General features: G+C 71.9%; 11 protein-coding genes. 4 read left to right on the forward strand and 7 right to left on the reverse strand.

The window, feature by feature from the left end:
• Positions 1-21 precede the first annotated feature (21 nt).
• The 3 genes from ACA089_RS13150 to ubiK form a co-directional block, all read right to left on the reverse strand.
• Positions 22-2,115 (reverse strand): S9 family peptidase, encoded by a 2,094-nt coding sequence (locus ACA089_RS13150; RefSeq protein WP_372017464.1) that lies wholly within the window; start codon positions 2,113-2,115, stop codon positions 22-24.
• A gap of 117 nt (positions 2,116-2,232) precedes the next feature.
• Positions 2,233-3,744 carry a YifB family Mg chelatase-like AAA ATPase gene (locus ACA089_RS13155; protein ID WP_372017466.1) on the reverse strand — a complete coding sequence of 504 codons (1,512 nt, stop codon included), beginning with the start codon at positions 3,742-3,744 and terminating at the stop codon, positions 2,233-2,235.
• A gap of 7 nt (positions 3,745-3,751) precedes the next feature.
• Complete coding sequence (gene ubiK, locus ACA089_RS13160; protein WP_372017467.1) at positions 3,752-4,024, reverse strand: ubiquinone biosynthesis accessory factor UbiK; 273 nt, start codon at positions 4,022-4,024, stop codon at positions 3,752-3,754.
• Positions 4,025-4,204: 180 nt separating this feature from the next.
• Between ubiK and ACA089_RS13165 the strand changes: the two genes are divergently transcribed.
• Positions 4,205-4,543 carry a P-II family nitrogen regulator gene (locus tag ACA089_RS13165; RefSeq protein ID WP_372017469.1) on the forward strand — a complete coding sequence of 113 codons (339 nt, stop codon included), beginning with the start codon at positions 4,205-4,207 and terminating at the stop codon, positions 4,541-4,543.
• A gap of 40 nt (positions 4,544-4,583) precedes the next feature.
• A complete protein-coding gene (locus ACA089_RS13170; protein ID WP_372017471.1) occupies positions 4,584-5,753 on the forward strand; it encodes a hypothetical protein in 1,170 nt (389 codons plus the stop codon).
• Positions 5,754-5,877: 124 nt separating this feature from the next.
• Here ACA089_RS13170 and speE read toward each other — a convergent pair whose 3' ends face one another.
• A complete protein-coding gene (speE, locus tag ACA089_RS13175) occupies positions 5,878-6,729 on the reverse strand; it encodes a polyamine aminopropyltransferase (RefSeq protein WP_372017473.1) in 852 nt (283 codons plus the stop codon).
• 152 nt (positions 6,730-6,881) lie between these two features.
• On the opposite strand from speE, the gene speA reads away from it, so the two are divergent.
• Both speA and ACA089_RS13185 read left to right on the forward strand, forming a co-directional pair.
• Positions 6,882-8,771: an arginine decarboxylase gene (gene speA, locus ACA089_RS13180; protein ID WP_372017475.1), complete on the forward strand. Its 1,890-nt coding sequence runs from the start codon at positions 6,882-6,884 to the stop codon at positions 8,769-8,771.
• A gap of 91 nt (positions 8,772-8,862) precedes the next feature.
• On the forward strand, positions 8,863-9,552 hold the full coding sequence (locus tag ACA089_RS13185; protein ID WP_372017477.1) for a MarC family NAAT transporter: 690 nt from the start codon (positions 8,863-8,865) through the stop codon (positions 9,550-9,552).
• 84 nt (positions 9,553-9,636) lie between these two features.
• Here ACA089_RS13185 and ACA089_RS13190 read toward each other — a convergent pair whose 3' ends face one another.
• The 3 genes from ACA089_RS13190 to argS form a co-directional block, all read right to left on the reverse strand.
• Positions 9,637-10,386, reverse strand: a complete 750-nt coding sequence (locus ACA089_RS13190) for an SDR family NAD(P)-dependent oxidoreductase (RefSeq protein WP_372017479.1) — start codon at positions 10,384-10,386, stop codon at positions 9,637-9,639.
• Positions 10,387-10,601: 215 nt separating this feature from the next.
• Complete coding sequence (locus tag ACA089_RS13195; RefSeq protein ID WP_372017481.1) at positions 10,602-11,363, reverse strand: SPOR domain-containing protein; 762 nt, start codon at positions 11,361-11,363, stop codon at positions 10,602-10,604.
• Between the two features lie 43 nt (positions 11,364-11,406).
• Entirely contained in the window at positions 11,407-13,095 is a 1,689-nt protein-coding gene (gene argS / locus ACA089_RS13200; protein ID WP_372017483.1) for an arginine--tRNA ligase, read from the reverse strand.
• Between the last annotated feature and the right edge of the window lie 33 nt (positions 13,096-13,128).

Raw genomic sequence — 13,128 nt, forward strand, 5'->3', positions numbered from 1 at the left:
GGCGCCCGCCATTTCCCGCAGTTACTTGCGCACGTCCTGCGTATGCGCCTGCAGCGCCGCACCCAGGCCCTCGACGCCGTCGGCGCCGGTGGGCACGGTGACGCTGGAGCCCTTCAGGTCCTCGCCGATCGGCTGGGCGCGGCCGCCCAGGCACTTGGCAAGGAAGTTCTCGGCGATCGCGTTGAAGGCCTTGTTGTTCTCCGGGCGGGCGAAGCCGTGGCCCTCGTCGGGGAACAGCACGTAGGTGACCGGGATGTTCTTGGCCTTCATCGCCTCGACGATCTGGTCGCTTTCGGCCTGCTTCACGCGCGGGTCGTTGGCGCCCTGGCCGATCAGCAGCGGCTTGCTGATCTTGTCGGCGTGGGTGAGCGGCGAGCGTTCGGTGAGCCACTTGCGGCCTTCCTCGGTGCGCGGATCGCCCATGCGCCGCGCCAGCTGCTCGTAGAAGCTGGCCCAGTACGGCGGCACGGTCGCCAGCAGCGTGTTGAGGTTGGACGGGCCGACGATGTCCACGCCGCAGGCGAAGGTGTCGGGGGTGAAGGTCAGGCCGGCGAGCGTGGCGTAGCCGCCGTAGCTGCCGCCCATGATCGCGACCTTGTCGGCGGTGGTGATGCCCTGGCCGACCGCCCACTGCACCGCGTCGATCAGGTCGTCGTGCATCTTGCCGGCCCACTCGCCGTCGCCGGCGTTGGTGAACTCCTTGCCGAAGCCGGTGGAGCCGCGGTAGTTGACCGCCAGCACCGCGTAGCCGCGGTTGGCCAGCCACTGGTCGTAGCTGCTGTAGCCGTAGTCGTCGCGCGCCCACGGCCCGCCGTGGACCAGCAGCACCATCGGCACCGGCGCATTGGCCTTGCCGTCGCCGTCCGGATCGGCCTGCACCGGCAGGGTCAGGTAGCTGGGCAGGGTCAGGCCGTCGCGCGACTTGATCTCCTGCGGCCACATCGGCGCCAGCGGCTTTCCGTCCAGCGCCGGGCGCGCGGAGAACAGCTTGGTCAGCTTGCCCTCGGCGCCGGGCATGCGGTCGTAGCGGTAGTAGACCACCGGCGACTCGGCGGCCGAGTAGGTGACGATCCAGGTCTTGTCGTCGAGCGTGCGTGCGTTGACGCCGGCCTCGCCCGGGCCGATGCCCTCGAGCGTCTTCAGGTCGGCCGCCAGCGCATCGCCGATCGTCTTCCATTCCTCGCGCAGGTAGTCGACCGACACCGCCTGCAGCTCGCCGGTGCGCGGGTCGGACAGGCCGCCGCCGATGTCGGCGCGCGCGTCCTCGGCCAGCAGCTTGCGCTCGCCGGTGGCGCTGTCGACCGCATAGACCGCCGCGGTATTGCGGTTGCGCGAGTCGGACAGGTAGAGGGTCTTGCCGTCGTGGGTCAGGCCCAGCACGTTGGTGGTCAGCACGTCCTCGAACGGAACCTCGTCGGCCTTTTCCCACGCATCGCCGGCGCGCTTGAGGATGTCCATGCCGCCGTCGGGGCGGGAGCGCTGCGCGAAGCGCAGGTTGTAGGCGCCATCGGCGATGTAGCCGGCGATCTCCTGGGTGTTCTTCTCCACCAGCGTGCGCGCGCCGCTGGCCAGGTCGACCCGGTACAGGTCGTGCCACTTGGCGTCGCGGTCGTTCATGCCGACCAGGATGCTGTCCGGCAAGGTCGGGCTGACGCCGACCACCTGCGCGGTGGTCTTCTCGAATGGAGTGAGGTCGCGGCTCTGGTTGCTGGCCAGGTCGACCGCGTACAGGTGGAAGTCCTCGTCGCCGCCACTGTCGCGCAGGTACAGCAGCGTGTCCGGGCGATAGGACCAGAAGTAGTTGCGGATGCCGCGCGCCTTGTCGTCGGTGACCGCACGGCCGGCGGACGGGTCGCTGGCCGGCGCGACCCAGACGTTCATCACCCCATCGACCGGCGCGATCCAGCTCAGGTACTTGCCGTCCGGGCTGATCTGTACGCCGGCGCGCTCGGGATTGCCGAACAGGGCGTCGCGTGCGATCAGCTCGACCTCTTTCGGCGCCTCGGATGCGGCCGGCGCGGCGGCACCGGCGGCGGTGTCGTCCTGCTTGCCCGTGCAGGCGGCCAGGGCGAGGGCAAGGCTGGAGACGGCGAACAGTTTCGAAGTGCGGTGCATGGAGGTTCCCCGGGGATGCCGGACGGCATCGGAGCGGCCACGCTAGCGCAGGAACGGGGCGGCGGTCGTTGCCGGCGCGTTAAACGGCGGCCATGACCGATGGGGGAGGCGCAGGCCTCAGCGCGTGGCGCAGGCCGGCGGCGCGCGGTAGCCGAGGGCTTCGGCGAGGTGGGCCGTGGCGATGCGGTCGGCACCGGCGAGGTCGGCGATGGTGCGGGCCACGCGCAGGACCCGGTGCAGGCTGCGGGCGGTCAGCTGCAGGCGTTCGCCGGCCTGCTCGAGCAGCTGCTGGCCGGCGTCGTCCAGGCGGCAGCTGGCCGCCAGGCCCGCATTGTCCAGGCGGGCGTTGAGCTGGCCGGCACGTGCCCGTTGCCGCGCCTGCGCGGCGACCACCCGCTCGCGCACGGTTGCGCTGGATTCGCCCGCCGGTGCGTCGGCCCGCAGCGCGCGCGGCGGCAGCCGCGCCATCGCCAGGTGCAGGTCGATCCGGTCCAGCAGCGGGCCGGAAAGGCGGCTCCAGTACTGGCGGATCCGGTCGGGCGTGCAGCGGCAGCGCGCGGACGGATCGCCCGCCCACCCGCAGGGGCAGGGGTTCATCGCCGCGACCAGCTGGAAGCGGGCCGGGAACTCGGCGCTGCGCCCGGCGCGGGCCACGGTGATGCGGCCCGACTCCAAAGGCTCGCGGAGCACCTCCAGCGCGGCGCGGCTCCATTCCGGCAGCTCGTCGAGGAACAGCACGCCGTTGTGCGCCAGCGAGATCTCGCCCGGCCGCGGCGGACTGCCGCCGCCGGCCAGGGCGACCGCGCTGGCGCCGTGGTGCGGCGCGCGCCACGGCCGCTGGCGCCAGCGCTGAGGATCGAAGCCGCGGCCGCTGATGGACGCGACCGCCGCCGTTTCCAGCGCCTCGGGCTCCGAGGCCTCCGGCAGCAGGCCGGGCAGGCGCGAGGCCAGCAGGGTCTTGCCGCATCCGGGTGGGCCGCTCATCAGCAGGTGGTGGCCGCCGGCGGCGGCGATTTCCAGCGCCCGGCGTGCCTGGGCCTGGCCGCGCACGTCGGCCAGGTCGGGGACGGGAACCTGCGCCGCGCATGCCATCGCCGCCTCCGCGCGCGGCAGCGCGGCCGGGCCACCCAGTCCGGCGCAGGCTTCCAGCAGGGTGCGGGCGACATAGGCCTCGGCCTCGCGGGCCAGCGCCGCCTCCGCGCCGCTGCCGGCCGGCACGACCAGCCTCCGCCCGTCGCGGGCGGCGGCCAGCACCGCCGGCAGCACGCCGTCGACCGGCCGCAGTTCGCCGGTCAGGCCAAGCTCGCCGAGGAATTCGCAGCCGGCCAGCGCCTCGCGGTCGATCTGCCCGCTGGCGGCAAGGATGCCCAGCGCGATCGGGAGGTCGAAGCGGCCGCCGTCCTTGGGCAGGTCGGCCGGGGCGAGGTTGATGGTGATGCGCCGCTGCGGGTATTCGAACTGGGCGCAGAGGATGGCGGCGCGGACGCGGTCGCGCGATTCGCGCACCGCCGCGGCGGGCAGGCCGACGATCTGGGTGGAGGGCAGGCCGCCGGACAGGTGGACTTCGACCTGGACCGGCGGGGCGGCGACCCCGGCCCGCGCGCGGCTGTGCACCAGCGCCAGGCCCATGGCGGCCTCAGTGCGGGCCTGGCGCGCTGCTGGCGGCGTGCAGGCGCGCTTCCAGGTCCTCGACCGTGCGCTCCAGCGCCTCCAGCTTCTCGCGCGTGCGCAGCAGCACCGCGCGCTGCACGTCGAACTCCTCGCGGGTCACCAGGTCGAGCTTGCCCAGGCCGGCCTGCAGGGCGCTGCGGAAGCTCGCCTGCAGTTCCTCGCCCGATTCGCGCAGGCCCGGCGGAACCAGTTCGCTGAGGCGGCGGGCCAGGTCGTCGATGTGGGTGAGGTCGATCATGGGGGTCTCCGGCGATGGGGTTAGCCTGCGCCCGCGGCACGACGGCGTGAATCGGGCGATGGCGCCGCGCGCGGTCGGAAAACTCCGATGCGGGCGAATGGGCATTGGACCGGAGCGGCATGGGCGAGGCAAGCGCGGCACGCGGTATCCTTCCGGCTCGCCCCCGCCTGGAGTTGCCGGATGAAGATGATCATGGCCGTGATCAAGCCGTTCAAGCTGGACGACGTGCGCGAAGCGCTGTCCGGCCAGGGCATCGCCGGCATCACCGTCACCGAGGTCAAGGGCTTCGGCCGGCAGAAGGGCCACACCGAGCTGTACCGCGGCGCCGAGTACGTGGTCGACTTCCTGCCCAAGGTGAAGGTCGAGGTCGCGGTCACCGACGACCAGGTCGAGGCGGTGGTCGAGGCGATCGTGCGCGCGGCCGGCACCGGCAAGATCGGCGACGGCAAGGTGTTCGTCTACGACCTCGGCCAGGTGGTGCGGATCCGCACCGGCGAACTGGACGCCGACGCGCTGTAGTCGCGGCGCCTGGACAACGACCGTCGGGGAGGCGGAGCGCATGGACGCACGGAAGCTGATGGGCGCCGGACTGTTGCCCGTGTTGCTGGTGCTGGCCGGTTGCGGCGACAGCGGCAAGCGGATGCTGGAGACGGCCTTCGGCGAGCGCCCGGCGGCGCAGGAGCAGTCGCCGGAGGCGGCGATGGACGGTGCGGACCGATCCGGAGAGACCCGGCCGCCGCCGGCGCCCGCCGCAGGCGCAGGCGTTCCCGTGGCCGCGTCCCCTGGCGACGAAGCGACACCGGCATCTCCTGGCGCCCCGGCGACCCGCGCCTTCGAATTCGATACCGCCGATCCGGCGGCAGCCGCACCGGCGACCTGCGGCTTCCCGGACCTGGCGCAGTCCGGCCCCTTCCGCCTGTATGCCGCCGGCGCCTATTCCGGCCGCGACCTCGGTTACGCGATCGACCGCAGCGGGCATGAGGCCACCACCGTGGACGTGCTGGTGAATTCACCCGCGGTACCGGTGGCGCTCATGCTGGGCAACTACGAGCCGACGGTATGGAACATCGGCTGGACCGAGGGCACGCGGATCGTCGCGGTGCTGGTCGGCGGCTACCACAGCCAGGTGGTGACCGGCCTGCCGGCGTCGGTGCCGCGGCTGGTCAGCACCCACGAGAATCGCGGCCCCTGTGGCTACTTCTATGTGTCGGAAGAGCGTTCGGCGGGGCTCAATCCGCTGGCGCGCCAGGTGTTCGGACGCCCGGTCGATCTGCTGCACCCGGCACGCGACGGCAAGGTCGTGATCGGAGGGGCGGTGGCGCCCGGCGCGCGCCTGCTGACCGACGCCGCGGCACGCCCCGCCTCGGCGTTCCGACTGCCCGATTCGCTGGCCGGCGGCGCCGCCGGGCTGCAGTACGCGGTCGCGCAGGGCTGGCTGCGTCCGGCCACCCAGGCCGATGCGCAGGCGTGGAAGGTGGCGTACGACGCGCGCGCAGGTGCCGACCTGCCGCCGGTGGCGGGTGGGCGGACGCCCTCGCGCATGACGGTGCACAACGGCTACGTGGTGCTGAAGTCGTTCGAGCTGCCCCCGGGCCTGTACGGCGCGCATTCGGCCACGTTCTTCGTGCCCAAGGGCGTGCAGCGGCCGACGGGCAATCCCGGCCATTCGGCGATCTACGACTTCAATACGCTCACCTGCCAGGGGGCGGTGTGCGGGATGGGCGACTGAGCCGGCGGCCGGATGCCCGTGCACGTGGCCGCGCTGCTGAGGCCGGCGCGACCCTCCAGTGCTCGGCCCGACACTACACTTCCGGAGGCGCGGCACCCCGGCCGCGCCGCCATCGATGCCCGCTTTACTCGCCCAGCGCTTCCGCCACGAACGGCGGCGCGACCAGCACGCCCTGGTGCAGGTGCGCGTTGTAGTACTTGGTCTTGAACGCCTTGGCCGCGGCGTCGCCGTCGCGGAAGCCGAAGCCCTGGCCCTTGCGCGCCAGGGTCACGCTCCACCAGCCGGTGGGATAGCACGGCTGTGGGAACGGCACGGTCTTGAAGGTGCTGAAGCCGGCCTTGCCCATCTCCGAACGCATCGCCTTGATCAGTTCGAGCTGCGCCAGCGGCGACTCGGACTGCTGCACGAGGATGCCGTCGTCCTTCAGCGCGCGGAAGCAGCTGGCGTAGAAGTCCTTGTTGAACAGGCCCTCGGCCGGGCCGACCGGGTCGGTCGAGTCGACGATGACCACGTCCACGCTGCCGGCCGGGCAGTTGGCCATGTAGGCCACGCCGTCGTCGAACAGCAGCTCGGCGCGCGGATCGCCGTTGGAATCGCACAGCTCCGGGAAGTGCTTCTCGGCCATGCGCGTGACCTGCTCGTCGATGTCGCACTGGGTCGCGCTCTCCACGCCCGGGTGCTTGAGCACCTCGCGCAGCGTGCCGCAGTCGCCGCCACCGATGATGACGACCCGCTTGGGTGCATCGTGGGTGAACAGCACCGGGTGGCTGATCATCTCGTGGTACAGGAAGTTGTCGCGGCTGGTGAGCATCACCGCGCCGTCGATCAGCATCAGGTTGCCCCAGTCGGTCGTGCGGTAGATCTCGATCTTCTGGAACGGCGACTGCACCTCGTCCAGCTTGGCCTCGATCCGGTAGCCGATGGCCGAGCCGGTCGGCTCGAAGTGCTCGATGTACCAGTTGTCCTGGGTGCTCATGGCGGTCCTCGTGGGGCGGGCGCCGCGGGGCGCCATCGGGGGCGGGCCGGCCCGGCGGGCGGGGCCGGCGGCAGGGGGCGCGCATTGTAACGGAGCCTTCTGAACGCCGGGGTTAGAATGCGCGTCCTTCTTTCCGCCCGAGCCGCACGCCGATGAGCGACTGGTCCGCCGACCACGCCCGCAAGACCTGGTCCATCCCGCACTGGTCCGGCGGCTACTTCGACGTGGCCGCGGGCGCGATGCAGGTCCTGCCGCGGGGCGCCGGCGGTCCGTCGCTGGCGCTGCCGGCCCTGGTCGAGTCCGCGCGCGCGCAGGGCATGCAGCTGCCGCTGCTGCTGCGCTTCCCGGACATCCTCGGCGACCGCCTCGGCCGCCTGCAGGCCGCGTTCGCCCAGGCCATGTCCGACGCCGACTACGCCGGCGGCTACACCGCCGTGTACCCGATCAAGGTCAACCAGCACCGCGGCGTGGCCGGCACCCTGGCCAGCCACCAGGGCGAGGGCTTCGGCCTGGAGGCCGGCAGCAAGCCGGAGCTGATGGCGGTGCTGGCGCTGTCGCGCCCGGGCGGGCTGATCGTCTGCAACGGCTACAAGGACCGCGAGTACATCCGACTGGCGCTGATCGGGCGCAAGCTCGGGCTGGAGACTTTCATCGTCATCGAGAAGCCGTCCGAACTGGCGCTGGTGATGGAAGAGGCCGCCACCCTCGGCGTACGCCCCGGGCTGGGCGTGCGCATGCGCCTGGCCAGCCTGGGCGCGGGCAAGTGGCAGAACAGCGGCGGCGACAAGGCCAAGTTCGGCCTCTCCCCGCGCCAGCTGCTCGACCTGTGGAAGTCGCTGCGCGACACCGGCATGACCGACTGCCTGCAGCTGCTGCACTTCCACATGGGCTCGCAGATCTCCAACGTGCGCGACATCGCCAACGGCATGCGCGAGGCCACCCGCTACTTCAGCGAGCTCTCGCGCCTGGGCGCGAAGGTGCGCTACATGGACGTGGGCGGCGGCCTGGGCATCGACTACGAGGGCACCCGCTCGCGCAGCGAGTGCTCGATCAACTACGGGCTGAACCAGTACGCGGCCAACATCGTCCAGCCGCTGGCCGAAGCCTGCGCCGAGCAGGGCCTGGTGCCGCCGCGGATCGTCACCGAGTGCGGCCGCGCGATGACCGCGCACCACGCGGTGCTGGTGGCCAACACCACCGAGGTGGAAACCGCGCCGGAGGGCCGCGTGCCCGACGCGCACGACGACGAGCCCGCCGCGATCCGCCACCTGCGCGAGCTGCACGCCGACCTGCACCAGCGGCCGCCGCTGGAGCTGTTCCACGAGGCCCAGCACTTCCATGCCGAAGGCCTGTCCGCCTACGCGCTGGGCCAGATCGACCTGCCGCAGCGCGCGCGCGTGGACGACCTGTTCTACGCCGTCGCCCACGGCGTGCGCGCGCAGCTGGACTGGGGCGAGCGCAGCCACCGCGCGGTGCTGGACGAGCTCAACGACCGCCTGGTCGACAAGTATTTCGTCAACTTCAGCGTGTTCGAATCCATCCCCGACGCCTGGGCGATCGACCAGGTGTTCCCGATCGTGCCGATCGAGCGGCTCGACGAGCCGCCGACGCGCCGCGGCGTGATCGCCGACATGACCTGCGATTCGGACGGCACGGTGAAGACCTACGTCGAGCACGGCGGCCTGGATACCTCGCTGCCGTTGCACCCGGTGCGCCATGGCGAGAGCTATTGCCTGGCGTTCTTCCTGGTCGGTGCCTACCAGGAGATCCTGGGCGACATCCACAACCTGTTCGGCGACACCGACGCGGTGGAGGTGCGGCTGACCGGCGACGGCGGCTACGAGCTGACCCAGCAGCGCCGCGGCGACACCACCGACGTGATGCTGGACTACGTCGGCTACCGCCTGGACGACCTGCGCGAAGCCTATGCCCAGCGCGTGCACGCCGCCGGCCTGCCGGAGGCCGAATCGCTGGCGCTGGCCGAGGCGCTGGAGGCCGGCCTGACCGGCTACACCTACCTGTCGGACGAACCGCTGGCCTGAGCCTGCGCCCCGGATGCGCGGGCCCCGGGGATTCGGCAATGTCGTTCGGGCCCTGTATGGTGGGCCCCGGGACCCTGGCGGAGGTCGCGCGGTGCTGGAACTGTTGAAGGCGGTCGCGATCGGCCTGGCCACGCTGTTGCCGCTGGCCAATCCGCTGACCACGGTGGCCCTGCTCATGGGCCTGTCGCGGGGCATGAGCGAGCAGGAGCGCGACCGCCAGGCGCGCAAGGCCGCCATCTACGTGTTCGTGATCATGGCCACGGCCTACTACGCCGGCCAGGTGGTCATGAACGTGTTCGGCATCTCGATCACCGGCCTGCGCATCGCCGGCGGGCTGATCGTGGCGTTCATCGGCTTCCGGATGCTGTTCCCGCAGCAGAAGCTGGACGAGACGCCCGAGGTGGAACGCCGCAGCGAGGAGCTGCGCCAGCACCGCACCGACGACATCGCCTTCATCCCGCTGGCGATGCCCAGCACCGCCGGCCCGGGCACCATCGCCCTGATTATCAGCACCGCCGCGGCGGTGCGCGACGAGCGACCCTACGCCGACTGGGTCATGCACGTGGCGCCGCCGCTGGTGTTCCTGCTGGCCAGCGCCATATTGCTGCTGTGCCTGCGCAGCGCCGGCACGATCATGCGCGTGCTCGGCAACAGCGGCGTGGAGGCGTTCTCGCGCCTGATGGGCTTTCTGCTGGTCTGCATCGGCGTGCAGTTCGTGATCAACGGCGTCTACGAGGTCGCCGGCGACGTGGTCGCCCTGCTGCGGTCGGCCGGGGCGTAAGGCGCGGCGGCGGGCCAGCCGCGCGCCGCATGCGAGGACTGGCGCGCCGGGACGCGGTGGGCCGGGCCGGCGCCCGGCGCGGGGTCAGCCGCGGAACACCTGGAAGCCGGCGAACGACTGGGTCACCGGCATGATCTCCAGCCGGTTGATGTTGAGGTGCGCCGGCAGGGTGGCCACGTGGAAGACCTGTTCGGCGATGTCCCCGGCCGTCATCGGCTGCGCGTCCCGGTACAGCGTGTCCGAGGCGGCCTGGTTGCCGTGGGTGCGGACCAGGGTGAATTCGGTCTCGGCCATGCCGGGCTCGATCGTGGTCACGCGCACGCCGGTGCCGTGCAGGTCGGTGCGCAGGTTCAGCGAGAACTGGCTGACGAAGGCCTTGGTGCCGCCGTAGACGTTGCCGCCCGGGTATGGATACACGCCGGCCACCGAGCTGACGTTGATGACCACGCCCTTGCGTGCGACCAGCGCCGGCAGCAGCCGGTGGGTCAGCGTCACCAGCGCGGTGATGTTGGTGTCGATCATCACCCGCCAGTCCTCGAGGCTGGCCTGCTGCGCCGGCGCGGTGCCCAGCGCCAGGCCGGCGTTGTTGACCAGCACGTCGATATCGCGGAAGCCCTCGGGCAGCGCATCGAGCGCCGCGGCCATCGCCGCCGCATCGCGCACGTCGAACTGCGCCGGGTGCACGTGGGCCGCGCCGAGCTCGTCGACCAGCGCCTGCAGACGATCGCCACGGCGGCCGGTCGCCACCACCTTCCAGCCGGCGCCGACGAAGCGGCGCGCGGCGGCCAGGCCGAAACCCGAGGTGGCGCCGGTGATGAAGGCCGTCTTGGACATCGCGGATTCCTGTTGGGAGGACCCGCCGATTCTCGCACCATCGCGGCACAGTGGTCCGCCCGATGCGGACCGCATCCGTTATCGAGACATCGGAGAAAGGAGGAGCCCCCTTGAGTCAAGGGGGCGCGCCGGCAGGCGCAGGGGTTATGGGGGCAACGGGCACGGGGCCCAAGGTTTGCCACGGCAAACCTTGGGGTAACTCCGCCTTGGCGGAGTTACTGCGCCCGGATCGCCATCGCCGGCAGGCCGCTGTCGGCGAGCTTGCGCTTGGCTTCGGCCAGTTCGCTGGCGGTGCCGTAGGGTCCCATCCGCACGCGGTAGACGGTCTTGCCGCCGGCCTGGCCGGATTCGACGCGGGCCCCCAGGCCCAGCATCGCGATCTTGGCCTTCACCTCCTCCGCGTCGCCGGAGGCGCCGAAGGCGCCGGCCTGGAGGATGTAACGGGCACCGTCGCCGGCTGCGGGCGACGGCGCCGCGGCCGCGGTGGCCGTTGCAGCGGGAGCATCGGCGACTGCAGCGGGCGCGGGCGCAGTGGCGGGCGTGCCGGCTGCCGCCGTCGTGGCGGCGGGGGCGCGTCCCTCCAGCGCATCGCGCGCCCGGCGCGCCTCTTCCTGCGCGCGTCGCGCTTCCTCCTCGCGCGCGCTGGCGGCCAGCTCGGCGTCCGACATGCGCACTTCGTTGCCGGGCAGGACGGTGTAGAAGTCGTACTGGGGCGCGGTCTCGCCACCGGTCGCCGGCGCGTCGGCCGGCGGCGTGTCGGCGATCGCTTCGGTATCGGCGATCGGCGCGGGCTGCGCATCCGGATTGGCGCGCGGGCCGAAGCGGACGAAGCCGTCGCCGTCCTTCTTCAGCAGGCCCGGCACGGCCAGCACCACCACGGCGCCGATCGCCAGTCCCGCCACCATCCAGACCCACGCCGGGCGGCCGTTGCCGCCGCCGTTGCGCCGGGCCTGGTTCTTGCCACGTCTAGCCGCCATTACTGCCTGTCTCCGTCATGGTTCCCCGCGCCGCCAAGGCGCGTCACATCCGCTCCGGCGCGCCGACGCCGAGCAGTGCGAGTCCGTTCGCCAGTCCCTGCCGCACGGCCAGGGCCAGTGCGAGGCGCGCGTCGCGCAGGTCCGCGTCCTCCACCAGCACCGGCGTGTTCGCGTACCAGGTGTGGAAAGCATAGGCCAGTTCGCGCAGGTACTGGGCGATCAGGTGCGGTTCCAGCGACTGGCCGGCCGCTTCCACCGTCTCGGGCCAGCGCGAGAGCTCGACCATCAGCGACAGCGAGCCCTCGTCGTCCAGCCGCGCCAGCTTCGCCAGCGCGTTGGCCTGGTCGTACGCGTAGCCCTTCTCGGCGGCCTGGCGCAGCAACGCGCATACGCGGGCATGCGCGTACTGCACGTAGAACACCGGGTTGTCGTTGCTCTGCTGGCGCGCCAGGTCGATGTCGAACACCAGCTGCGAGTCGGGCTTGCGGGCGATCAGGAACCAGCGCGTCGCGTCGCGGCCGGCTTCCTCGATCAGGTCGCGCAGGGTCAGGTACGAGCCGGCGCGCTTGGACAGCTTCACCTCCTCGCCGCCGCGCATCACCGTGACCATCTGGTGCAGCACGTATTCCGGCCAGCCCTTCGGGATGCCGGCGTCCAGCGCCTGCAGGCCCGCGCGCACGCGGGCCAGCGAGCCGTGGTGGTCGGCGCCCAGCTCGGTGATCGCGCGTTCGTAGCCGCGCTGCCACTTGCTCAGGTGGTAGGCCACGTCCGGCACGAAGTAGGTGTAGGTGCCGTCGGACTTGCGCATCACGCGGTCCTTGTCGTCGCCGAAGTCGGTGGACTTCAGCCACAGCGCGCCGCCTTCCTCGTAGGTGTGGCCCTTGGCGACGAGCTCGCGCACGGTTTCCTCGACCTTGCCGTCGGTGTACAGCGAGCTTTCGAGGAAGTAGATGTCGAAATCGACGCCGAACGCGGCCAGGTCCTGGTTCTGCTCGTTGCGCAGGTACGCCACGGCGAAGCGGCGGATCGCGTCGGCATCCTCGACGTCGCCGCTGCCGCGGACCTCGTGGCCTTCGATCCGCACCGCGTCGCCGCGCAGGTAGGCGTCGGCCACGTCCTGGATGTAGTCGCCGTTGTAGGCGTCGGCCGGCCACTCGGCGTCGCCCGGGCGCAGGCCGCGCAGGCGCGCCTGGGTGGAGCGCGCCAGGTTCTCGATCTGGACGCCGGCGTCGTTGTAGTAAAACTCGCGCTTGACCCTCCAGCCATTCGCGTCGAGCACCCGGGCGATGCAGTCGCCGATCGCGGCGGCGCGGCCATGGCCGACATGCAGCGGCCCGGTCGGGTTGGCCGACACGTATTCGACCCCGGCGGTGCGGCCCTGGCCGGAGGTGTTGCGGCCGTACTCCTCGCCCTGGCGCAGCGCGGCGGTGATTTCCCGCTGCCAGGCGCCGGGCGCGAGGTGGAAGTTGATGAAGCCCGGGCCGGCGATCTCGACGCGGGCGACGTCGTCGCCGGGAGGCAGCGCGTCGACCAGCGCCTGCGCCAGCGCGCGCGGATTGGTGCGCGCGGCCTTGGCCAGCAGCATCGCCGCGTTGGTGGCGAAATCACCGTGCTCGCGGGTCTTGGGCCGCTCGACCACGAAGTCGGGAGTGGCCGCGTCGGCCGGCACGGTGCCGGCGGCACGCAGCGCGTCGATGCCCTGGGCGATCAGGGCGTTGAGGAGGGTTTTCACTCGGGGGGCGGGTTCATGCGGTCTGGCCGGGCA

The sequence above is a fragment of the Pseudoxanthomonas fibrivorans genome, assembly GCF_041464125.1.
Lineage (GTDB): Bacteria > Pseudomonadota > Gammaproteobacteria > Xanthomonadales > Xanthomonadaceae > Pseudoxanthomonas.